The 23123-nt window shown below is 69.4% G+C and carries 12 protein-coding genes and 1 pseudogene; 8 read left to right on the plus strand and 5 right to left on the minus strand.

The window, feature by feature from the left end:
* Positions 1 to 74 precede the first annotated feature (74 nt).
* The 6 genes and pseudogenes from NOD94_RS09975 to NOD94_RS10000 all read left to right on the plus strand — a co-directional run.
* Complete coding sequence (locus NOD94_RS09975) at positions 75 to 1286, plus strand: type II secretion system F family protein (protein ID WP_281205440.1); 1212 nt, start codon at positions 75 to 77, stop codon at positions 1284 to 1286.
* Positions 1283 to 1729, plus strand: a complete 447-nt coding sequence (locus tag NOD94_RS09980) for a type II secretion system protein (RefSeq protein WP_281205441.1) — start codon at positions 1283 to 1285, stop codon at positions 1727 to 1729. Before NOD94_RS09975 ends, NOD94_RS09980 begins: the two co-directional genes overlap by 4 nt.
* Positions 1726 to 2250 carry a type II secretion system protein gene (locus NOD94_RS09985; RefSeq protein ID WP_281205442.1) on the plus strand — a complete coding sequence of 175 codons (525 nt, stop codon included), beginning with the start codon at positions 1726 to 1728 and terminating at the stop codon, positions 2248 to 2250. Before NOD94_RS09980 ends, NOD94_RS09985 begins: the two co-directional genes overlap by 4 nt.
* A complete protein-coding gene (locus NOD94_RS09990) occupies positions 2247 to 6155 on the plus strand; it encodes a hypothetical protein (RefSeq protein ID WP_281205443.1) in 3909 nt (1302 codons plus the stop codon). The genes NOD94_RS09985 and NOD94_RS09990 overlap by 4 nt, the downstream gene beginning before the upstream one ends.
* Positions 6152 to 7264 (plus strand): type IV pilus twitching motility protein PilT, encoded by a 1113-nt coding sequence (locus tag NOD94_RS09995; protein WP_281205444.1) that lies wholly within the window; start codon positions 6152 to 6154, stop codon positions 7262 to 7264. The genes NOD94_RS09990 and NOD94_RS09995 overlap by 4 nt, the downstream gene beginning before the upstream one ends.
* A gap of 317 nt (positions 7265 to 7581) precedes the next feature.
* Positions 7582 to 7737: pseudogene (locus NOD94_RS10000) on the plus strand (pirin family protein); the annotation flags it as partial.
* 763 nt (positions 7738 to 8500) lie between these two features.
* On the opposite strand, the gene NOD94_RS10005 reads toward NOD94_RS10000, so the two are convergent.
* Both NOD94_RS10005 and NOD94_RS10010 read right to left on the minus strand, forming a co-directional pair.
* Positions 8501 to 9595, minus strand: a complete 1095-nt coding sequence (locus tag NOD94_RS10005) for a hypothetical protein (protein ID WP_281205445.1) — start codon at positions 9593 to 9595, stop codon at positions 8501 to 8503.
* 778 nt (positions 9596 to 10373) lie between these two features.
* Positions 10374 to 11774 carry an ATP-binding protein gene (locus NOD94_RS10010; RefSeq protein ID WP_281205446.1) on the minus strand — a complete coding sequence of 467 codons (1401 nt, stop codon included), beginning with the start codon at positions 11772 to 11774 and terminating at the stop codon, positions 10374 to 10376.
* A gap of 147 nt (positions 11775 to 11921) precedes the next feature.
* Between NOD94_RS10010 and NOD94_RS10015 the strand changes: the two genes are divergently transcribed.
* Complete coding sequence (locus NOD94_RS10015; RefSeq protein ID WP_281205447.1) at positions 11922 to 12608, plus strand: DUF5677 domain-containing protein; 687 nt, start codon at positions 11922 to 11924, stop codon at positions 12606 to 12608.
* A gap of 560 nt (positions 12609 to 13168) precedes the next feature.
* Positions 13169 to 13417, plus strand: a complete 249-nt coding sequence (locus tag NOD94_RS10020) for a hypothetical protein (protein ID WP_281205448.1) — start codon at positions 13169 to 13171, stop codon at positions 13415 to 13417.
* Positions 13418 to 13525: 108 nt separating this feature from the next.
* On the opposite strand, the gene NOD94_RS10025 is transcribed toward NOD94_RS10020, so the two are convergent.
* From NOD94_RS10025 to NOD94_RS10035, 3 genes are all read right to left on the minus strand, one after another.
* The gene (locus NOD94_RS10025) at positions 13526 to 18985 is read right to left on the minus strand and encodes a DUF3883 domain-containing protein (protein WP_281205449.1); all 5460 of its coding nucleotides are present in this window, start codon (positions 18983 to 18985) and stop codon (positions 13526 to 13528) included.
* Between the two features lie 397 nt (positions 18986 to 19382).
* Positions 19383 to 22613, minus strand: coding sequence for a hypothetical protein (locus NOD94_RS10030; RefSeq protein WP_281205450.1), 3231 nt, complete (start codon positions 22611 to 22613; stop codon positions 19383 to 19385).
* Between the two features lie 150 nt (positions 22614 to 22763).
* Positions 22764 to 22967 carry a hypothetical protein gene (locus NOD94_RS10035; protein WP_281205451.1) on the minus strand — a complete coding sequence of 68 codons (204 nt, stop codon included), beginning with the start codon at positions 22965 to 22967 and terminating at the stop codon, positions 22764 to 22766.
* Positions 22968 to 23123 lie beyond the last annotated feature (156 nt).

The following is a 23123-nucleotide window of genomic DNA, read 5'->3' on the forward strand; positions in this document are numbered from 1 at the left end:
CCCGGCCCGCTGGATGCCCCGTCCAAAGACTGACAACGCGAACCTCTGACACTGGAACCCAGGAGAACACCGGCATGGCCACCTTCAAGTACGTCGCGGTCGGCCCGGACGGGAAGCGGGCCACCGGTGTACTCAAGGGCTCCAGCATCGACGGCGTGACCGACAGCCTGACCCGGCAGGGCTACGACGTGCAGTCCGTCAAGGCCGAGGGCCGCAACCTGCTGCAGCTCGAACTCACCGCGGCAAAGGTCGACCTGGTCGAACTGAGCAACTTCTCCCGCCAGATGGCCGCCTTCATCAAGGCCGGAGTGCCCATCCTGGACGCCCTGGAGATCATCCGCGCCGAGACCAAGGACAAGAAGCTGGGCACGGTGCTCGTCGACGTCATGGACTCGCTGCGGTTCGGCGAGAGCTTCGCCAGCGCGATGGCCACCCACGCGAAGGCGCTCCCACCGTTTTACATCGCCGTTCTCCGCTCGGCAGAGGCGACCGGTGAACTCGACGTGGTGATGGCCCAGTTGGGTCGCTACATCGAGCGCGACGTCGAGGCCCGGCGCAGCATCCGCTCCGCCCTGACCTATCCGGGCCTGGTGATGGGGCTGGCCCTAGCCGTCGTCCTCGTCCTGGTCCTGTTCGTGCTGCCCCGTTTCAAGGTGTTCTTCGAGTCCTTCAACGCGGAACTGCCGCTGCCGACCCGGATCTTGCTTGGCTTCACCGACTTCGTCACGGCCTGGTATCCGGTCATCGCCGGGGCGCTCGTCGTGCTCGTCGCGGCACTGATCGCCGGCTTGCGGACCGAGCGCGGACGGGTACTGCGTGACCGCTTCCTGCTGGCCATGCCTGTGGTCGGCGACGTGGTCCGGTACATGGTCATCGAACGGTTCTGCCGCATCCTGACCTCGATGATCAAGGCCGGCGTGCCCATTCCGGAGGCGCTCAGCCTGGCGAGTTCGGGCGCCAACAACCGGGTGTACGAACGGTCCATCGGGACGGCCCGGACGGAGATGCTCGAAGGCGGCGGCATGTCCCGGCCGATCGCCCGCACCAAGCTGTTCCCCGGGGCGGTCACCCAGATGATGCGCGTGGGGGAGGAGACCGGAACCCTCGACGACCAGCTCGAGAACGTGTCCGACTTCTACGAGAAGGAACTGCAGCACAAACTCAAGCGGCTGACCAGCCTGTTCGAGCCGGCCATGGTGGTCATGGTCGGGGTCGTCGTGGGGTTCGTCGCCGTCGCTCTCCTCTCGGCGATCTACGGCGTCTTCAACCAGGTCAGCGTCCAGTGACCGGCCCGGCACGCCGCCCGGCACGCGGCCCGCAGCGCCGCCGCGGCGAAGAGGGCGAGACTCTGATCGAGGTTCTCGTTGCCGTGGTGCTCATGGGCGTCGCCTTCGCGGCCATCCTCGGGGGTATGGGTACCGCGCTCATCAGCTCGGTCACGCAGCAGAAGCTGACCAGCGCCGACTCCGTCATCCGCAGTGCCGCAGAGAGGGTCGTCAGCGATCCGTACGTGTCCTGCGCCAGTGGCTACGAGACTTCGACGCCGCCGGCTGGGTACACCGTGACCGTCGAGGTCGAGTACTGGGACGGGGTGGGTGCGTTCGGCCAGGCCTGCCCGACGGCCGATACGGGAGTGCAGAAGGTGACTCTCACCGTGCGTTCGGCCGGCCCGCGCCCCGTCAGGGACGTGACCCTTGAGGTGGTCAAGCGGGAGTCGATGCTGTCATGACGAAGCAACAGTCAAGCAGGAGCTCGGAGTCGGGGTTCACCCTGACGGAGCTGCTGGTCACGATCGTCATCCTGGGCATCATCGGGGCCCTGCTGCCCCAGGCGATCATCCTCGGGCTGCGGTTCATGGCGGGCACCGAGAAGCGGGTGGCCGCCACCAGCGCGGCGGGCACCCTCAACCGCTACTTCTACGGCGACGTGCACAGCGCAGAGAAGGTCACGACCGACCCCGCATGCGGCGTTGACGACGTGATCGTCCACCTGAGCCGGCCCGGCACCGACGTCGTCTACACCTACGACCAGCCGACCGGCGCCCTCAACCGGGTGAAGTGCACCGACGGAGCCGTCGTCACCACCTTGCTGGGCCGGTTCGACAACACCCCATCGACCCATCCCGTGACTCTGAGCTGCGGTGCCGAGACCCCGTGCACCTCGCCCATGGAGGTAACGCTGACCGTGCAGAGCAACCCCGCCGCGCCCCCGACGGCCCTCACCGCCGTCCGACGATCGAGCGCGTCATGAACGGCCGCCTGAATGTCCGCCGACTGAACCCGCGGCGCCTGAGTCCGCATCGTCTGAGTCCGCGCCGCCTGCGCGGCGACGAACAGGGCGCGACACTGATCCTCGCGCTGGCCTTCATCGTCGTCTTCAGCCTGGTCGCCGTGTCGGTCCTGTCCTTCGCCGGTGCGGGACTGAAGGCCGCGAAGGTGTACGCAGACCAGGGCAAGCGGGACTACAGCGCGGATGGTGCCACGCAGCTCGCGATCAAGAACTTCTCGCAGGGCAACCCGTGCGCCGACTACACCGCCCCGCCGATCAACGGCCGGCAGATGATCGTCCACTGCGACCCCCTCAAGGCGTCTCCTGCAGCCACGCGCGCGACCCAACCGCAGGACGCGCTGCGCAGCCTGGGCCGGGCGGAGAAGGACGGCATCAACGTGAGCACGCGCGGCCTGCGCGTGCAGGGCAGCGTGTTCTCCCACTCGAACATCACCACCGGCGCAGGCGCCTCGATGGTGGTGTCGGGCGACGTGTCGGCCGTCGGCGACTGCTCCAGCGCCGTGTCACAGCCCCAGCTGCCCCCGACCCAGGCGCCGTACGTGCACGACTGCGCCAACGACACCCCGTCGGCTCCCGCCGACGCGGTCGTGGGCGCCGACCCGGACTACACCCCGCCCGCCACGGCCGTACCGGTCCGGCAGACGGCGCCCGCGTGCCCCGGCCCCGGTTCCTGGCTGGTGCGGTTGCAGCCCGGCTACTACGACGACGCCCGCGCCCTCACCCGCCTCACCGGTGGCGATTGCCCCAACGTCGTCGTGTGGCTGCAGCCGGGGATCTACTACTTCGACTTCACCTTCACCGGCGGCGCCGCCGTCTGGACAGTCGACGACCCCACGGTCAGCGTGGTCGGTGGCACCCAGGCAGGCTGGGATCCCGGAGCCCCGTCCCGCCCGACCGTCCCCAACCCGGGCGGTTGCGACAAGACGCGGCCTGAAGGCGTCCAGGTCATGATGGGCGGCGGCAGCCAATTCCAGGTCAACCGTGGACACGCGGAACTGTGCGCCCCGGTGACCCCGGACGCGCAGCAGGTCGCGGTGTTCGGGGTCCAGTCGCCGAAGCCGTCCCACGCACTGAAGCCGACAGCGGTGGTCACGAACACCGGCTTCGCCAACCCGGGCCATGCCCTGACCAGTGGCGAACGGCCGACCCTGCCCGGGTGTCCCCAGCCGACGGGCACCACGAGCTGCACGGCCGACACCGTCCTCGACGCGACGAATCGTCGGTCGGCCTCGATGCAGTTCGCCGGCTTCACCCCGCAGGTGCCGCCCGGCTCGGTCATCACCAGCGTGAAGTTGCGTATCAGCCACGGGGACGAGGGCGACCTGACCGCCCCCGGCGCGGTGAAGGTCACCACCGCTGTGGGCGCAGACACCTGCCGCACCGACGACCTGCCCCGGCACACGGCACTCGCCGTGGATCCCCCGATCGACCTGCTGGGTGCGTGTGGGCTCACCGACCCGGCTCGGCTCACCGGCCTGACAGTGACGTACGCCGCCACCCTGGACACCGACGGCACCACCGCCACGGAACGCCTGGACGGCATCTGGCTGGAGGTCGCCTACCGCACGCCGACCACGTTCAAGCCGACCGCCGTGATCGCATCGATCGGGTTCACCGCTACCGGCACCGATCCCGACAACGCCCTGGAGATCGGCGAGCAGCCGACAGCGTTGGTGGCCAAGGCCGACCTGACCAAGGCGGCCCCGTCCGCGTCGATCACCCTGGCAGGGTTCGGCCAGCCGCCCCTGCCGCCGGGGTCGACGATCCACTCCGCCGTGCTGCGGGTGGCCCATCAGGAGACCGGCGACGCCGCGGCGCCCAGGATCAACGTCACCCCCGCGGGCGGCGGTGGCAGTTGTACCAACCTGCCGCTCACCGCGCGGGCCGGCCTGGGCGACGACCGCGTCGACCTGAAGGCATGCGGCATCACCGACCCAGCACAGCTGTCCGGCCTGACCGCGACCTACGCCGCCGGGCTGAACACGGGCGGCACCACTGGCGCCCATTCCCTGGATGGCATGTGGCTCGAAATCGTCTACGACCCGCCGCAGCCCCGGCCGGCGACGAGCGCGGAGTCGACGACGTTCAGCCGCGCGGCCAACGCCAAGGCGATCGACGGCGCCGACACGGCCCGCGCCACACTCGACCCTGTCACCACGCCGACCGCCACCATCGCCCTCGGCGGTTACGACAGCCCAGCGGTGGCGCCCGGCTCGCTCCTGGACGGAGCCCTGCTGCACGTAGCGCATCGCGACGACCCCGGGGCGACCGGAGGGCCGCCGCCGACGGTTTCGGTCACTCTGACCGGGCCCGGCATACCCCGCTCCTGCACCACCCCGCAGAAGCTCGCCACGCACAAGGACGCCCTGGCCACCGACACCTTGGACCTGGTCGCCACCTGCGGGCTGACCGACCCCGCCCAGCTGACCGGTCTGGTCGTGACCTACACGGCCACCCTCGGCGCCGGCAGCACCAGCGCCACCGCCCAGCTCGACGGCGTCACCCTGGAACTGGCCTACCGATCCCCGTTCTCGGTACGGCCCACCAAGGCGACCAGCAACGCGACGCCCACCGCCGCGGCGTTCCTCAACCCGACGCACGCGCGAGCGATCGACACCACCACCTCGACCGCGACGCTCGCCGCCGCCACCCCGTCGGCGTCGATCCAGCTCGGAGCATTCGCGATGCTGCCCCTGCCGGCGGGGACAGTGATCGACAAGGTCGTGCTGCGCGTATCGCACCAGGCCGACGACACCACCCCGGCACCGCCCGTGCCGACGGAGCCGCCCGCGCCGCCCGCACCGCCCGCACCCACGAAGCCACCCACCACCGCGCTGACCGTCTCCGGCACCGGTACCGCCTGCGACGCGAACCACGCCCTGACCACCCACGAAAGGGCACTCGGCGTCGACCTGGTCGACCTCGGCGCCTGCGGGATCACGAAGGGCGACCAGCTGGCCAAGCTTGCTGCCGACTACGAGGCGAGGCTGGGCACGGGCAGTACGGACGCCACCGCCCAACTCGACGGCGTCGAACTCGACATCGTGTTCCGAGCCCCGGCCATCAGAGCCCTGTCCGGCTGCCTCACCGAGGGCAACCGCTGCGCGGTGCTGAAGTCGACCGACGACGCCGACACAGCCACCCGTCACAGCCGCCTGGTGATCAACGGCACCGTCTACGCGCCAACCGCCGCCGTCGACCTGTCGATGAGCCAGGTCAGCGCGCAGGTCGTCACCCGCGGCATCATCGCCCGGACCATCGAACTCGGCATCAACACGGCCACCGGATACCTCCGCCCGGCGATCGGAATCCCACCGGAGCCAGTGCTGTTCACGACCTATCCGGCCGTGAGCGCGAAACCGGCGTCGGTCACTGCGATCGCCGGGTTCACGCCCCCGGCCCCCGGCGCGCCCGTCGACGTCACGGACGCCACCATCCCCGGCGGCGGCCAGGCATCCCTCACGCTCGGCGGCTACGCGCAGCCGGCACCGGCCACGACCGGACCGCTCGACCACGTCGTCCTGCAGGTGACCCACCACGAGGACGGCGACGCGAAGGCGTTGAAGCTGTCGGTGGACTTCCCCGGCAGCACCTGCACCGGCGTCGACAACGCACTCGACCTGCCGGTCCGTCTCGGCTCGAACGGCCCGGTGGCCGACCGGGTCGACCTGGCCCCGTGTGGCCTGACCAACGCCTCCCAGCTGGCCGGGCTGACCGTGACCTACACCGTCACCGCCGGGAGCGGCGGCGCGACCGAGTACCTCGGCGGCACCCGGATCGACCTGCTGTCCGGCCCGCTCGTCCGGGCCGCCGTGTCCTTCGACGGCCACACCAGCACCGTCAAGCAGTGGACGGTCCTGCCATGAGTAAGCACACCACCTTGGAGACCACCATGCCCGGGCCGAGTTCCGCAATCATCGACCACCTGCTCGGTGACCTGTGGGCGCGGGGCGGCAGCGACCTGCTGCTCACCACCGGATCGGCGCCGTTCCTCCGTGTCGACGGCGCCCTGCGACCGGTCGAGGGGCCCGCACTGACCGAGCCGGAGGTCGACCGTCTGGTGACCGGGGTGCTGGGCACGGACCTCACGGAACGGTTCCGCCAGGAGAAGCAGGTCGACTTCGCATTCAGCTGGGGGGAGCAGGCCAGGTTGCGCGGCAACGCCTTCGTGCAGCGCGGCGCGTCGGCGCTGGCGCTGCGGATCATCCCGTTCAACGTGCCGTCGTCCGAGCAGCTCGGGCTCCCCCCGGTCGTCATCGGGTGGGCGGACAAGCCACGCGGGTTTGTACTGGTCACCGGGCCGACCGGGTCGGGGAAGTCGACGAGCCTGGCGGCGCTCCTCGACCACGTCAACACGCACCGGCCGGTGCACATCCTCACCATCGAGGACCCGATCGAGTACCTGCACCAGCACAAGCGCTCGGCGGTCAACCAGCGCGAGGTCGGCACCGACACCGACTCGTTCCCCGCCGCGCTGCGCGCGGCCCTGCGCGAGGATCCCGACGTCCTGCTCCTCGGCGAGATGCGCGACCCGGAGAGCATCTCTGCGGCCCTGACCATCGCCGAGACCGGGCACCTGGTGTTCGCCACCCTGCACACCAACGACACGTCGCAGACGCTGGACCGCATCGTCGACGTGTTCCCGGCCCAGCAACAGCCGCAGATCCGCCTCCAATTGGCGCACACCCTGGTCGGCATCCTCAACCAGACGCTCATCCCCAAGACCGGCGGGGGTCGGGCGCCCGCCTTCGAGGTACTGGTAGGCACGTCGGCGGTCCGCAACCTGATCCGCGAGGGCAAGAGCCGCCAGCTCCGCAACATGATCGCGACCGGCCACCGCGACGGCATGCAGACCCTTGAAACCAGCATCAACGCCCTCGTAGCGGCAGGCACCATCACCTACGAGGAGGCCGTGCTGCACACGGCCTACCCGGAGGACATCCAGCGGCCCTACGCCCCGGCCGGCCGCACCTGACCGCGCAGGTGGCTCGGCCCCTTTGAGGCGGGTTCCGGCGGCGGATCGGTGCGGGCGCCGGCCATGTGCTGGTGTGCTCGCACGATGGTGGAGTCGACGGAGATGTCCCAGTCGCGGCCAGCTGGCCCGTACTGGACGGGGAGGTCGCCGATGTAGGCGGGACGAGGTGGCGGAGCCCCGCTCCGATCCAGTTCCGGGAGAAATGAATCCCCCTGATCGCGCCCGTGACTGGGTCGCTCCGATGCTGACTTTTGCTGACTTTGAGGGAGCTGTAACGCTCTGACCTGCGGAAATATCGAACAATCCAATGGTTCTAGAACTGGATCGGACGGTCCCAAGAGGATATCGCAGGCTTCCGCGAAGACTGGACGAACGGCACCCGCTACGGCGAGGTCAAGGGCTACGATGGCGCTCCGATTCCTGCCCCGGAACTTCCTCCAACTCGCTTGAAGCCCAGGGGTAGAACGCGCTGAACAGCGCTAATGTCATCCAGAGTGCGGGCTGCACGTGGCCGCTCGCATCGTTCCGCTTCTGAGGGCCCGGCGGGAGTCGACATGATCTCGGCAGTGGCATTTTGATCTTGACGTCGAGTCTCATGTGGATCAGGGTGTGGTCAGGTCTAGTCGAACGAATGCTGACACTTTGCTGACTCTACTGACGAGTAGTTAGATGCCGGGAGGGAGAGTCGGACGGCTCCTCGTGGCAGAGGTGCCTCACGCAGAGGTACCGGTCGAGAACCGTTCGGCTGCCCCGGACAGGGCCGGTTCGACTCCTCCCTTCAGGCCCGAAGGCCGCAGCTGGCCCGCGGCGGAGGTCGGCCTGCGAGGTTGTAGGCAGTCAACAAGACGCCGTGCTGGAGCCGCGGCGGTCGCGTCGGCAGGGCTCCATGCCTTGGGACGTGTTCAGCGGGTGCTCGCGGGCGCGGTTTGGGGAGCTCCAGATGTGGCCGTTGACCGCAGCTCGGCCCACCGGCTGCCGCGCCTATTCGTTGAACGGGCCAGGACGCCCTTCAGGCGAGTGGGTCGTCAACAGGTTCTTCGTCCGCTGGTGGTACAGCAGATGCACCCACGCTGACCAGGGGGGAGGTAGTTGGCGCAGCTCCACGGCGAGGGATTGTCCGGAACTGGTCCGGATCTTGGTCCTGGTGCTCCCCAGGCGGAGAAGCTGGCGTGATGGGAACTTCTGGGAGTGATCCATGTCTTGCACTCGCCAGCTGGGCCCGAGGCTGTGGTCGCCCTACCGCCAAGGTGCCTGGGCGCGCTGTGCCTGCTGTTGTGCGGAGGCGGCGCCTGCGCGTGCCATGGACAGGAGGTGGGGGAGCCGCCCAGCTGCTTGGGTGTTCCACCAGCAGTGGGCGTCGGGCGAGAACGCGGCCTTGGGGACGTTGTCGATGGCTTCTTGGTACACGGCGGGCGAGTCGTGCCATTCGGTGTCGCCGATCACTCGCAGGGAGCGGCGCGAGAGACTGTCGAGGAGGGTGAAGAGCCGGGGGACTGCCGTCAGGCGGTGTCGGCTGGAGCCCGCCTGCCGGGTACCGCCTGGATATTGGGCCCAGAGGAGGTACTGGGCCGGCCACGGAAGATCGATTACCTCGCGTCCGTCGTAGGCCACGACCACCGGCTCGGCCATGGAAGCAGCGATGCCGGTCACCAGCCCGCGCCCCGCGTGGTGCAGTTGATCGGCCAGCCTGACCACCCACGGTTCATCCTGCAGGTCGCGCTTCATCGCCCGTTCCAGGGTGTCGTATGCACGCGCCCATCGTGCCGCTACCGGAGAGGCGTGGTTGTTCTGCTCGGCGGGAGTGAGACGCATCAGGGCATGGAGCCACTTCTCGCACCACTGGTCGAAGCCGGACTGGTAGCCGTAGCGTGCCGTGCCCGAGAAGGTGTCCTTGCCGTCCTGCTTGTCCAGGGCTTTCTCGCAGATCTCTTCCCAGGTCTCCTGCCAGGGGAGCCGGAACTTCCCGGGCCGACGGCGTCGGAAGTCGGAGTCGAGGAGCGCGGCCGTCCCGATCAGGAGCAGCTCTTCTTGGGCCTTCCCGCTGCGGTAGGCGTCGGCATGGCGTTCCGCCAGCCGATCACGAGCGGCCCCCAGTGCCGAGTGCGGCTTCCGAAGGAGGCGGTGGATGTCCCCCGCATTGCTCGCTCCCGGTCCGAACATCCCGAAAGTGAGGACGTTGCAATACGCCTCCAGGTCATGCCCGGAATCGAGCCGGCCGGCCAGCGTCGCCAGTTCCTCCATGCCTGAGATCAGACGACGGGCCTGCGTGTAGTAGTCGGGGAACGGGTTGGGGCAACGCCGGCACCCCCCGGGCTCCGAAACGTCGGCCATGCTTCCACGATCCGGCACCCGCAGGCTGACGGCAGCCCGCTGCGGAGGAACGCGGAACGCCCCGCACTCTGCCGACAGATGGAGCACCGAGCCGCTCGCCGTCCGCCACAGCGGTACGTCCATTCCCGCCAGAGGGCCCAATGGCACGTCGAGTGCCGTGGGAAGGGATACCTGGTCATGCGCTGTAACACTCGCGGACACGCTCGTGAGCTCCTGCCTCGGATGCCGAATGCGTACCGCACCAGCCTGTCCTACGCCCGAGCGCCACGGCGCAGCTTTCGCCGATCGAGTGACGGCGCCGAGGTCCAGTCCTGCTGGGTGCCTCCCACGACTGGCCATCGGCTTTACTGTCCAGGGTGGTGGGAGGCCACGTGGAAGAGACTGGCCTGGACGTCGGTGGAAACGTTGAACGCTGGCCCCCACCCGGAGGTGGGGGCCAGCCTCAGTCAGGTATTGACCTGCATGTGTTGACGTCCGCGCTGTTGTCGCTCAGGGCGGAGAGGTAGCGCTCGGCGTCGAGGGCCGCTGCCCAGTCGGAGCCGGCTGCGGTGATGGTGGGCGTGGAGGGACGTGACCGACGTCGGATGCCATGGGGGCTGGGCAGACAGCGGGCACCGCCGACTGCACCGGCAGGGCCTTGGCGTGGCACCCCGTGACGGTGGCCGACTGCCCCCCAGTGGACACCGTCTGCCGCCAATGGGCTTCGAACCGCGTGCCTTCACCCGGCGGACTGGCTGATGACAGGGCAGCCGTTGTGTACCGCGCGGCTCGGACCCTTTCAGCTGCGGGAAGACGCTTCCCCATCCTGGGGGATGAATTGAATCTGGCGTGCTTCGGCCCAAGATCCGATTCTGGCTTTGTAGTACGTCGTCCAGGCAGCTGCGTTGATGCTTCCGTCGTGCGTGATGGGTGCGGCCTCGACGATGCCGAATGCCTGGACGAGTTCGTTTGCGATGTGGGCCGCGGTCTGGACGAGTGGGACACCGGCGTCGGCAAGATCGTCCACCAGGGCGACGGCCTCAGCGTCGGCGTATGGGCACATTCGGATGCTCAACTGGGAGCGCCGCGAACCATGGATGTCCGTTTGGTCGATACGAAAAGGCAGTAGCGGTGCGAGCTGGGGTCGGGGCGGCCCGTGGGGGTGCGTATGAGGTGCTTCCACGAGTGCTGCCTTCACCAGGGTGGTGCCGGTGGCGCCGGACCGATCTCGGGCGTGTGCTCCCAGGAACGCCAGCGCTGAGAGCAGTTCGTAGACGACTGCGTCGAGGTTGGCGAAATGGAACTCCTCGTTGTCGGCTGTGGCGGCGCCGGCACCGATGCCGTAAGCCCATATGCCGGAGCCGTCCCGGTGCAGTTCGCAGTGCTGGTAGCCGTAACCGTCGGGCTGGCCGCTCGTAGCGATCAGGCGGCGTGACCCGACCAGAACGCGAGAGAAGAAGGAGTCGCCGTCACCGAGGTAGGGGGAGGCCGCAATCAGGTCCCGCTGGTAGCGGTTGTAGGTCTCCCGGGTAATCGTCATGTCTCCGGGCACCTCGGGTGTGACTGTGACGAGGAGTTGGGGTTGGTTGCTGGCCGGCAGCGCTGCGAGCCCCTCTCGCTCGACGTCTTGGAGCCGACTGGCGCGGCTGGCGGACGCGGTGAAGCGTTGGTGGTAGGCGGTGGCGATGTCGGTCTCGGTCAGCCAGTTGGTCCGACTTCCGGAACGGCGGGGGTAGCGCAGTGCCTTCTCGGTCGGCTTCGTCGGCGGCGTGATGACGGCATGAGGACCTTGGGGGCTGCGCGGCACTGCGATGATGAGGAAGCCGCGGCCATGGTCCGCTGGATTGTGGAGCTGATAGGTCTCGTAGCGAACGGCGGGGGCCGTGCTGCTCCCAACGACTTGCTCCAAGTGGCGCAGGTGGGCGTCTGAGAGATCGATGTCCATTGCCTTCGAGGGGACTCCCCGAGCCTCCGCGAGGCCGACGACCAGGACACCACCGATGTGGTTTGCGAAGGCGCATACGTCCTTGGCCAGTTCTTCCTTGCCTTTGGGGTCGGCAGCGGCAAGTTGTTGCTTGTAGTCGAGGTCCTCGGCCTCAGCTGCTTCTTCCACACCGACCAGGCTGGCGATCTGCTCGTAGGTCGACTCACTGAGCGGGCCGCCGAAAAGCGCCTCCAGGCGCCGTGAACGAAACGACATGGCTGGACGCTAGTGCACCGTGGCCTGTTTGTGCAGGCCCTTTTCGTTCTGGAAGACCATCCCATCGGGGCTATGCGGCCGGATAGGGTGCCCTCCTCCGGAGGGGGTCGGCACGTGAGCAGCGTCTGTCCGCAGCGGTACCGCGAGATGACCGAGAAGATGATCACCCACTACCAAGCAGCTGGACCGATCGAGACGAAGCAACGGAGATACCGTCCCGTGCTCATAGGACACGGGTGGTGCGCGGAAGTACACCGCCTCGCCGCGTCCGCCTTCCAACTCGCCGATGCCGGCTACGCCCACGAGGCGCATATCTTGCTTCGCACCATGTTCGAAACCATGATCAGTCTCCACTGGCTGTCTCAGAAGGGTGATGCCGGAGCACTGGGGGTCTTCGCCGAGGGCGACAGGGTGAACCGGGCCTCAGCGGTAGACCTGGAGAAGGCATTCTCTCCACCCCAGGATCTCATTGACATGATCAAGAATCAGCCCTTCGGTAAGACCGACGAGAGCGAGATCTTCCGTAGGTTCCAAGCGCAGTGCGACGAGATCGACCCCAGGAGGGAGCTCTACTCTGTCTATAGGTACCTGTGCGGCTATGCGCATCCCAGCACAGTTGGCGCATTCGCCTTCATCGAAGTGTCGACTGAACCGGTCAGCCTTCGCAGCACTCCGAGAACGTCTGCTTCCACGGTGGCGGTGACCGCAGCCATGTGCGTGCTCTGGGCCGGCCGTGCCTTCGACGAGATGGTGAATGGCAAGCCGCGAAAGCAGTTTCTGCGGGCCGTCGCCAGGGAGCTTGACCTGGCACCGATCCTGCCTGCGCTCAGATAGGAGCGCCGAGCAGTGTGCCGCGCCAGCTGCCAACGGCATTCGTTGACCAGAGCATTGCATGTTGGGGCGGGTAGGACTCCCGGGCACGGGCGAGCCCCCTACCTGTGGAACGATCGGAGTCAGCCACGCTTCGAGTGGGGCCGCTTTCAAACGAAGTGGAACATCGTCCCCGACGGTCGACCCCCTGTTGCCCCAGAGTGAGTTCCTTCGTGCGTTCCACCAGGGTGATAAGCCGCCAGCCTTCGGGCCCAGTCGGCTCGCACACCTCATTGGGCAGCTGTCGGATGACGACCTTCGCCACTTTGTCAGGGTGGTCGCGAGCCTCCGTGAGCAGACTCGGCGGTACCTGGAGGGTCTTCTCGGCCGGTGCGGCTACGAACTTGGCGACCACACAACGCCGCATGAGGCATCGCCCTGCGGGGTCCTACGGATGGCCGCTCCCAAGGTCCCTCGTGGGCCTCAGCTGGATCTCCAACTCGATACCCCAGCACATTTCTGGGCGCTGGCTGCCTGATCTCGGAGCAGGCATCGACGCGCCTGCTCATCGACATGGAGTCTCAGTGCAGATCATCAGCACCATCATCTCTGCGATCGCGGAGAACGGTGTGCAAGCCACAATGCTCGGCATCGGCGCAGCGGTCATCGGGCCACCGGTAGTGAAGCGAATCGTCAGCCTCACGCGGGAGTTCTGGGGGCCCAAAATCACGAGACTGCGCAGGGTGGTCGCAGAGAGCGTTGCGCCGAAGGATCCCACGCCGCCGGTTGGGAGTCCTGACGAGGAGGTTGTCCACCTCCACGAGAGGGTCTGACACCGATACAAGGTCAGGTGCCGGCCGGGGCCCCTCCGGCGCCTGACAGAGTCAAGCTGACTTGACGTTTAGCCCCGACCCATCTCGCGCCGGGGTTAAACGTCAAGATCACAGCAGGTAAGAGAAGCGCAGTGCCCCGCCCTCCTCGCGATAGCGGCCCCGTCCGCGCTTTCCGTAGGGGTTGGGGAGCATCTGGATGGCCACCTTGCGCGGGGTGAGCACGTGGGTGACCACCAGGAGGCGCCAGCGGTCGTTGCCTGCGTGTTGGCGGGCCGCGCGGACCTCGCTCTCTCCCAGCTCGAAGCGGCCGCCTTCGCCCCCGGTCGCCTTCACCTCGTACAGGTAGGGCCGGCTGCCGGAGCCGACCCGGAAGTCGAAGCCGAGGCCGTCGTCGCCGGACGGGCCGGGGAAGGCTTTGCGACGGTTGCCCGATACCCAGCCGGTCTCGTCCATGCGGTCCGGGTAGCGCGCGCACAGGAACTGGTACGCGTACCACTCGCCCACGTAACCGATGGCCTCCCGCTGGGCCGTGGTCAGCCCGCTGTCCGTGCTGCCCCCGTACCGCCACCCGCGCGTGCGACCGGTGGCCTCGGTGCGCGCGGTCCGAGGACGGGGGTCCGTGAAGCGGAGCGGGCCGGCGGCGGTGATGCCCGGCGCCGATCCGCTCTTCAAGACCCGGTCCAGTTCGCGGGTGAGGGCGGTGAAGTCGCCGGAGTACACGTCGAAGGCGCGGCCGCCGACGGAGATCGACCGCCGTTGGCGCTCCCGTTCGCGGCGCTCGTGTTCCGCCGCGTTGCGCACCCGGTCCAGGTCGGCCTCGGACAGCCCGTGCTCGTCGGGATCCGTCGCCGCCGCCATCCCGTCGGGCCACTGGCCGAGCGCCGCCAGCCAGCCGACGACGTCGGTGGGTGACAGGGGTCGGAAGTCCAGGGCGCCCGCGGCTTCCAGCCGCGCGGTGACCTCCTCGGCGGGCTCGGCTCCGGTCAGGGCTGCGGGCAACGGGTGTCCGGCCGCCCTGACCAGGACCGCGAGTTCGGCGGCCAGGCCGGTGATCGTACGGAGGTTCGCGCCGCGTACCTGGTCGCGGGCGGGCAGGCGTTCGCCCGACCGGGGCGCCGGCACGGGGCGGCCCAGGCGCAGCGCCAGCTGCTCCTCCACGTGCGCCTCCAGGCTCTCCGTGTCGGCCGTGTCCACGGTGTACGCCCAGGCCTCCGGCGCGGTGATCCAGTCCAGGGCCCTGACCGAGGGCCAGTCGGGCATCGGACGGCGCGCGTCGAAGTCCTCCAGCACCGCCCAGCGCAGCCGGTTGACGAGGTTCTTCTTGCGTAGGTCCAGGTATGTGCGGAGCGCCTCCTCGTGCTCGTCGGCGTGGCTGACCGGTTCCAGGGGCGGGACCATCGCGCGCAGGGTGTCGTTCAGCTCGGCGAATCCGATGCCCAGGTCGCGCCGCAGTTCGTCCGTACCGCGGGCGGCGCGGGCCCTGGCGATGAACTCGGATACGGGTACCGGGAGCTCGTCTGCATGCTCCTCGAGGTGTGCCCGGAACTCCCGGGTGTCGCCCGGCGGCGGCAGGAACAGAGCGTTCGCCGCCTCCGTGCCGAGCAGGTGGACGAGGAAGGGCCGGCTGCGCTCCAGGACCACGCCGATGGCCCCGTCGATCCGGCGGCTCGTCTCCTCGACCTGGTTGACCGTGACTTCCAGGGCGTCGGCGAGCTCCTCCTGGCCAGGGTCGCGCAGGTCGGCGTGGCGGGAGGCGAGCTGGTGAGCGGCGATGCGCAGCCGGTCGCCGAACTCCCGCCGTCCCAGCAGCTCGGCGACCGCCACCATGATGCGGGGGACCTCGGGCCAGCCCGGCTCGCCTGCCGGAGCGAGGACGAGCGGATGCTTCGGATCGGGCAGCGGCAGCACTCCGCCGAGGCGGCCCGGCAACGTCACGGGCCGGCCGTCGAGCTCGATGTCCCAGGAGCGGTAGCGGTGCAGACGTACGCTCCGGACCAGGGACGTCAGCTCGCTCAGCTCGGCCTCGCTCGCCCGGGGGCCGCGCGCCAGGTGGTCGGAGAGGACGCCCACGGCCAGCGTGAGCCAGGGCAGCTGCTGGACCAGTGGTTCTCCCATGGCCGCGGGGTCCACCCGTGCGCCGTCCACGGTCACCGTGAACATCAGGTCGTCGGTGTGCCGGACGGTGGCGGGGTGTTCGGCCGCCAGCAGCTCGGCGGCCTCCGCCGAGACACCGGGCAGGGTGAGCAGGGGGAGCGCCATCTCCCGTACCAGGAGGGCCGTGAGGCCGTCGCGTTCACCGCTGACGTAGAGCACGGTCCCGCCGTCGCCATCTCCGTCACCAGCGCTCTCCCCGCCGTCCAGGGCGGACAGCGGTATGCCGATCAGCCGGTCCTCGGACTCGGCGAGGAGACTGGCGCCTGCGGGCAGTGCGGGACTGGATCGCTGTACGAGGTACCTCCAGGCGCGTTCGTTGACGCGCTGCGCGGCGGGCCGGTCCTCGGCCCCCAGCGCGTCCTCCGCCGCGAGCCGTCCCAGCGCGGCGATGATGCGGTCGCTGTCCCGGGGGTCGTCCCAAGTCGGCAGCCGCATCTCCCGCAGGCGGTCGCCCGCCCTCCCGCGTTCCAGGAGGTGGCGGAGCCTGTGGTCGACGGTCGGCGCGTACGAGGGCTCATCCTCCAGCCCGGGCGGGCAGTGCCAGGCATCGGCCGGCCGGACGAACCGGACGGCCCGGTCGCGGCCACGCACCGGGAGCCACGGCTGCTCCCGGACGAAGGCGCCCAGCGGTGTCGGGACTCGTTCCGTGTCACGGGAACTCTGGCTGCCGGCACTGGTCCAGACGCTGGCGAACCACGCGTCGTTCCAGCTGGCCAGGCCGTGCAGGACGAGCCGTGCATACGCCAGCCGGGCCTCCTGTCCCAGGCGGCCGACGACGTCCTGGCCGGGGAGCTGCCAGGCGGGGGTCCCCCGGTACGGCGTCCGGGGGTAGTAGGCATAGGACCAGCGGACGTACGGCTCCCACTGCTCCTGCACCTCGGGAGACACTTTCGCCATGCGGACCAGCTGCCGAGCGGTGAGCTCGCGGCCTTGGTACACCCAGCTCGAGGCGTCGGGGGACGTGACCGGGATCAGCCCGTCGGCCACCCCGGCCTCCAGCAGGAACGCCCGCCATTCCTCGGAGGTGCTCTCGCCCCGCTTGGCGAACTCCTCGGGCGCGGCGAGGAGGCGTCCGGCGATCTCCTTGAGGCTCTTCGACACGTCCTGTCCGGCACCGACCACCGCCGCCAGGTCCTCACCGACGGACGCGCGGCCCCAGCCCCGGCCGAAGACGGCGCCCCTCGCCATGATCAGCCGGCCGTCCGCCGACGGTACGTACAGTCCGAGCGAGGAGATCTCCGTCCCGCCCAGCGAGCACCGCGGCTGCCACAGCCGGAAGACGAACCGCAGGGTCTGGAGCCGCAGTCGGAGATCGCTGCTCGCGCCGAGTGCCTGCCGTACGTGCTCCAGGAGGCCCCTCGTGTCGTACGGCCGGACGAGCCCCTCCTGCTCGAGGAAGGCGCGGGCGGCCCGCCCGCGCGCACGCTCGCTGCGGTCCTTCCAGATCAGCCCCGGGTGGAGAGCGAACAACCGCTTGCCGAGCAGGGCGGGAAGGGACGGGGCCTCGGTCTGGGTCGCCTCCGTGCGCACCGGCTGGAAGAACGCCTCGCGGCGGGCACCCTGCCCGCTCGACTTGCCCTGCGGACGTGTGCCCGTACGTGTACTCGTGCCCGCCCCGTCGGCGGGACGGTTGGTGTGCCGCAGTGTGCAGTCCTCCGCGAGCAGCAACTGCCTGCCGTGCAGGACGTGCCCGCTGTCCTCGAAGAGGGCGGCCAGGTCCTCGTACAGCGCGCTCCACTGCTCGGGGGCCTCACCGGACTGGGGGAGGGGCAGGCCCCCGGCGATCCGTTCCACGTACTCGGCGAGGATCTCCGGGCCCGGCTCCAACGGGCACGCGAGGGCCTTGCACAGGGTGGCCAGCCGTTTCAGCCGGTCGCCACCGATCTCGGGGTCCGCCACCACGATCCCGGCCTCGTGAGCACGGCGTGCCGTGAGGACGGTCGGGTCGAGGTCCGGCCACAGGACCGCGCCACGGGGCGGGGCCCAGCCCGCCTCCGGTGGGGCGCCATCCACAGCGAGGACGGGCACGAGCGGTACGTCGGCGAGTTCCCTCCCGTGCACGCGCAGAGCCGCGGCGCGGAGCCGCCCAGGCGAGCCCTTCTCGCTCTCCCAGCTCACCAGGTCCGCGGCCAGTTGCCGCATGGACGGCTCGGGCACGGTACGCAGTACCGCGGCGGCCGCCAGACAGGTCTCGGCGACCGCGTCGAGCAGCAGGACGTTGAGGGGGTTGTCGGAGGGAAGCCCGGTCCGGTCGAACGTGGTGAAGAACGGGGCGTTCGCGTGCCCCGGGAACGGTGCGGCCTGGTCCTCGGCCATCGGCAGGAAGGTGTAGATCTGCCCGCGTCGCGGTCGGCGCTGGGTGGGCAGCGGGAGCGCGACCTCGACGACGGCGGGCCGCTTCCACTCCTGCCAGGTGTCGTCGAGGAGCCTGGAATCCACGGCCTCGGCGAGTGTGCTGTTCAGCCGTTCCTTCTCCACGATGCCCCGGGCTACGAGAAAGGTGCCGGACGGTCCCAGGTCCACGGTCGCGAAGGAGACGGGGAGTCCGTGCCCGGTGCCGTCCTGCGTCACCGCGAAGCGCTCCTCGGAGCGGGTCAGCTCGTAGCGCTCGTGCGGCTCGTGCGGCTGGTCCGCCTCATGGCGGTCGTCCAGCTCGCCCGCCTCGCCGCTGGCGGCCCGCCGTTCCAGCGTCAGGCCAGCGAGCCGGTCGAGGAACAGCATCACGGGTACCTTCGCCCCCGCGAGCTCGCGCATCCGCAGCCGGATCTCGGCCCGGGCGGCCTCGCCCAGCAAGGGCAGCCGGACGACGGTCACGTACCCCTGGGCGGCGAGCTGCCGGCAGGTCGCGGGCACCTCGTCCAGCGGCAGGGGTGCCTGGAGCGGCGGATACTCGGCAGCCACCTCGTGGGCATTGTCCTCACCGGCGAGGAACTCCTCCACGTCGGCCTTCTGCGCGAAGCGGAAGCAGTACCCGTCCAGTTCCGGGCCGAGCGGGCTGTCGGGGTCTGCGCTGTAGATCTCGGGCGCGTCGCTGATCAGCAGGATGCTGCGGAACCCGACGCCCTTGTTCCCGATGCCCTCGCCGACCTCCTTCGAACTGTGCGCGAGCTCGCAGACCCGCTCGACGTTGTGCCAGGTGAAGGGCGCGCCGCCGTTGGCGACGTACAACGTCCCCCACTCGCCCTCCGCCTCGTCCAGCAGGACGTGGACCCGTCCGTCGCGGCGGTCCCTCGGATGCGCGTCGTAGCCGTTCTGCAGCAACTCGAAGAGCGAGCGGCCGACGTACTGCCGCGCGCTGGTGTACGACACGGCGTTCACCTGCCGTGCCATGTGCAGGACTTGCTTTGACCGGGCTCCCTCCAGCACGGACCGGCCGTACTCTCGTAGCTGCTCGGCCCGGGCGTTCCTCGCCATGGTTCTCCCCTCACCTCAGCGTGATGAGGACGGTATCCCGCCCCACTGACATTGGGGGGCGCGAGGGACCACCGTGTGGAGCGCGGCTCGGAGCTGAGCCTGACGTTTGGTCTGCCGTCGAACGGGGCTCGAACTTGCTGAGCACGGCGAATCGAGGGAGGGGGCAGGTACTGCGTCGCCGCTTGCTGCGTTCTTCCTGGGCGGCCCTGATGCTGTCCGCTGGGGGTTCCTTCACAAGTTCGCGATCGAAACACCAGCTCCGGTACCGGGTGCTGGCCAGCCAGGATCGTGGAAGGCTTTGAGGCATAGTCGGAGCTCGGAGCCACCCCTACCAAGCCCCACCCCACAGACTTCACCCCCTCTCGTACAGACCACCGGAACCGAGTGGGTCGCCCGGCTACCGATGACGCCACCGCTGACGAAGTCGCAGGACCTCGGTGGCCCAGTGGGCCTCCAACTCCGCGTCGGGGATCCGCTCGCGGCCCAGGCTGAAACGGACATGCCGGTAGATCCAGTGGAGAGAGGCGTCCGTGCTGGCGATCAAGGTGGACAGCAGCGGATCTCCGGCAGGGGTCTCGTGGTCCACGGCCACCAGCAGTTCCCCCTGGTCGTCCGGGTGCAGGTGCGGGAGCGCACCGCCCATCCTGATGCGCAGGTCTCCCCAGGTGAGAACCTTGCCGCCGCTGCGGGCCGTGTCGATGAGGACCTTCCGGGCGGCGCCGGCCAGCTTGTCGACGGACTCTGCCGGGAGTCGATCAGCCTGCCGGGGCATGGCCGGACCCTCTGCCTTTCCGAGGGGTGTGCGCGGCCCCGGTCCGGGCTTCTGCCTGGAACGCTCACGGCGGGAGACCTCCCGCTGCTTGAGTCGGCTGTGCCAGCGGTTCACCGCCGTCGTTTCCGGCGAGGGCAGCCCCTCGGCCAGACCGCCACGGAGCCGGGCGATCTCGTCGAGAGCGAGGCGGACTTCGTCGACGGCTCCGTCCTTTCGGTGCCCCGCCAGTCCCGTGAGCAGCTCCCGAATCCTTCGGAGCGACGGATCCACCTGTCTCTGCGGGACCCGCTCGCCGCACCAGGCCTTCACCTCACGCATGAAGGGCGTGTACTGCTCGCGATCCGCCTGGGACAGCTTCCGGGCGTACAACGGTCCGGCCAGCTGTCGGGCAGCCTGTACGGCAGGCAGGTCATCGGCGGACTGAGCGACGCGGATCTCGTCGCGGAGCCACTCGAACTCCTCCAGTGCCTCGGTCTGGGCGGGGTTCCGCTCCTGATGCGCGGGGGCCTCGTCGGAATCCTGGGATGCGGCGGTACTGCTCGACTTCTCCTGCAGAGCATCGAACAGGGCCTGGATGTCCTCGGGCAGGCTTCCGCGGCAACGGCGCCTGAGGATCTTGGCGTGCGCCAGGCCGCTGCGAAGGTCGAGCGGGTCGTTGGAGGATTCCGGACCAGTGAGGCCCTGCAGCACCGCGCGCAGCGCGATCTGAGCCGCCTCGGAGGCCCGGGGGCGGATCCATTTCGTCATCGTCGTACTCAGTCGCCGGACGCGCTGCTTGTCCTCTGCCGAGAGCTGCTGGTCGCCGATGCGCCCCGCGTGCTGTTGGAGCACCATCGCCTCCGCGAGGTCCCCGGCTCGTCTCGCCTCCTCGAAGCGCGAGGCGATGGCGTCGATTTCCTCCGTGCTGCGGGGCTTCGGGGTGTCAGGGCGGGGCGGTTTGGCCAGCCCGTGTGCCGGCTTGGACTCGCGCGCCTTCGGCGGAGCCTCGGCGAGGACGCTGGATCTCCCTGCGGCGGCGGGCTGCGGAGACGCGACGGGGTGACCGATGAGGCGGGTGAGTTCATCCAGGATCGGGTGGCTCGCTCTGAGCCACGGGCGGAGAACACGACCGTGGAGGCGAGCGGCTTCGTAGCCCGCGAGGTGAGCCCGGGCCTGCTTGACGGCCTTCCCCAGGCGTTCCGCGCGGCGTGGACTCGCCTTGGGTGCGATGGCGGCTGCCTCTGCCAGCTTCTGCCGCAGTTCACCGATCTGCTGGGATGCGGCTCGCAGGTCCGGGAGGTCTGCGGCGTCGGTGGTTGCAGGCTTCTCCTGACGCGCGGGTGGAGTCCGCAAGGCGGGTGTCGAAGCCGGCGCGGGAGCCGGCGGGCGGCCGTACGCGTCCTGCGCCCGCTTGATCTCGACCGCGCTCCAGCGTTGCAGGGCCGTCTCTGAGGCCGGAGCGGGCGCTCCCAGCAGCCGCAGCACGGTGCCCAGGTAGGGCAGGCCGCGTCCGGACGGCGCGAGGACCAGGACGGACAGGAGAGGTCGGCCGGGTTCGAGAGGCCTGTCCACCTCCACCAGGAGGTCGCGGCGCTTGGGGTCCGGCAGATGTGCGAGGTCGAGGTCGATGCGGCTCGAGAGTTTCGACCACGTGGTGGTGGTGCGCTCGGCAGCCACCCGCTTCAGCTCCCGCCGGAGCGTGGCAGCCACCCTGCCTCGTTCGGGTGGGGAAGGGTGGCTCTCGGGCTCGACCTGGCGTACCTGCGGTGCTGGAGCGGTTTCCTCCTTCAGAGCGACGCTCGGGCGCCACAGGCCGGTGCGTTCGGCGTCGAGGCCCTGGAGCTGCGTGAGGCTGTCCGCGCGGACGGCCCACGAGGGAGCGTCGGCCGCGACGGGATCAGTGATCAGCAGCTTCACCAGGCCGGAGAGCTGGTAGACGTACTGCTCGGTGGGGGAGGGGACTTCGTCGGGCAGGGAGAGGGAGGCGCGGATGATGCGGCTTCCGGCCGGCTTGACGAATCCGGGGACCAGGTACCGTCCCTCGACCGCGAGCTCGGCATCCTCAGGGCGCTTCGCGGTGGGGTCCACGGCGAAGACGATCCGCGCGCCGTGCAGAGGAAGAACCGCCGGAAGCGGATGGTTGCGCATGCCGCCTCGACGTACGTGCCCGCCGGCCCGCAGCCCTTCGAGGGCCGGAGTCACCAGGCCGTCGCGGGTCATCTGGCATTGTTCGAGGGGCTCCCAGGACACCTGGCCGTCCTCGGTCGCGGTGCCTATGAGGACGCGGCGGTCGGCTCCGGCGGTCTCGCAGCGCACGCGCAGCGCGTAGCCCTGGCGGGCGACCATCTCCCGTGCGACCGCGCCCTCGGGCCTGAAGACCCAGTCGACGTGCCCCTCCCTCGCGCCGAGGCTGTCGGCCGCCATGCGCCAGCTGTGGTAGTCCTGCGGCCGGAGGACGAACCGCAGGTGCTGCCCCGTGGCACGCAGCCAGAAGTCCACGGCATCGCCCGGTCCGTGTCCGAGGCTGCGCAGGTCGGACTGCGCGGCGTGACCTTGGCCGGCCAGCCAGTCCTTCACGTGCAAGCGGATGAAAAGGTGGTCGGCGCTGTCCTCACCGTTGTCCGAGCGATGGCACACCGCGCGGATCCCGTCACGATCCGGATAGTGGGAGAAGTGGCAGACCTTGGTCTCGTACCGCTTGGTCATGAGCTTCTCGCCGCAGCCGCCGAGGAGCGTGCCGCACCAGAAGCGGTCGGTGCCGAACTCACGTCGGAACTCGTCCAGGTTGTGCGGTTCTTCGGGGAGGATGACGGGCACTTCCGAGTCCTGGCCACCGATGACGGCGGTCTGGACAAGGCGTGTGTCTGTCTGCGGCACTCGTGTTCCTCCGGTTCGACGCGCCCCCGGGCGCCGGTGGATCACCCTCGTCCTGGGATCACCGTTCGGTTAAGTGTTCCATTTCGTAGTCTCGTTGAGCAGGTCGATCAGTCAGAAAACCTGTTTCCAGGCGTACTTGGGCGAGAAATTTCAGATCGGCGGTGGCGCGTGGGCCCGCCGTGGTGGTCGTGGAGGATGCCGGAGGACTGCCAGCGCATGGATGAGGCTTAGGTACGCGGTGACGTCCGGCATGCCCAGTGCCTCGCCGTGCGCGTGGTCGAGGGCGGTTGTGGCGCGAAGGCGGTCGTCGAGGAGGTGACGGCGGCCGCGGTGGTTGATGTCGAGAGCCCACATGCTCGGGACCCTACCGGCCGGCACAGACAATGGCGGTGGCTGTCAGACCCGGACGGTAGGCGTGCCCTGTCTCACTGTGGCGGGGCAACGCCCGAGTACAGGGGGCGTCGGTGCGTACGGTCCCGTGCCGCTGGAGGCGCTGGCGCTGGCCGTGGT

The sequence above is a fragment of the Streptomyces sp. Isolate_45 genome (assembly GCF_024721315.2).
Taxonomy (GTDB): Bacteria; Actinomycetota; Actinomycetes; order Streptomycetales; family Streptomycetaceae; genus Streptomyces.

What these genes read in the sequence shown, in the direction of transcription:
- NOD94_RS10035 (WP_281205451.1), bottom strand. Translation starts at nt 22,967, where the DNA reads ATGTGGGCTCTCGACATCAACCACCGCGGCCGCCGTCACCTCCTCGAC.
- NOD94_RS09995 (WP_281205444.1), top strand. Translation starts at nt 6,152, where the DNA reads ATGAGTAAGCACACCACCTTGGAGACCACCATGCCCGGGCCGAGTTCC.
- NOD94_RS10010 (WP_281205446.1), bottom strand. Translation starts at nt 11,774, where the DNA reads ATGTCGTTTCGTTCACGGCGCCTGGAGGCGCTTTTCGGCGGCCCGCTC.
- NOD94_RS09975 (WP_281205440.1), top strand. Translation starts at nt 75, where the DNA reads ATGGCCACCTTCAAGTACGTCGCGGTCGGCCCGGACGGGAAGCGGGCC.
- NOD94_RS09985 (WP_281205442.1), top strand. Translation starts at nt 1,726, where the DNA reads ATGACGAAGCAACAGTCAAGCAGGAGCTCGGAGTCGGGGTTCACCCTG.
- NOD94_RS10025 (WP_281205449.1), bottom strand. Translation starts at nt 18,985, where the DNA reads ATGGCGAGGAACGCCCGGGCCGAGCAGCTACGAGAGTACGGCCGGTCC.
- NOD94_RS10005 (WP_281205445.1), bottom strand. Translation starts at nt 9,595, where the DNA reads ATGGCCGACGTTTCGGAGCCCGGGGGGTGCCGGCGTTGCCCCAACCCG.
- NOD94_RS10015 (WP_281205447.1), top strand. Translation starts at nt 11,922, where the DNA reads ATGACCGAGAAGATGATCACCCACTACCAAGCAGCTGGACCGATCGAG.
- NOD94_RS09990 (WP_281205443.1), top strand. Translation starts at nt 2,247, where the DNA reads ATGAACGGCCGCCTGAATGTCCGCCGACTGAACCCGCGGCGCCTGAGT.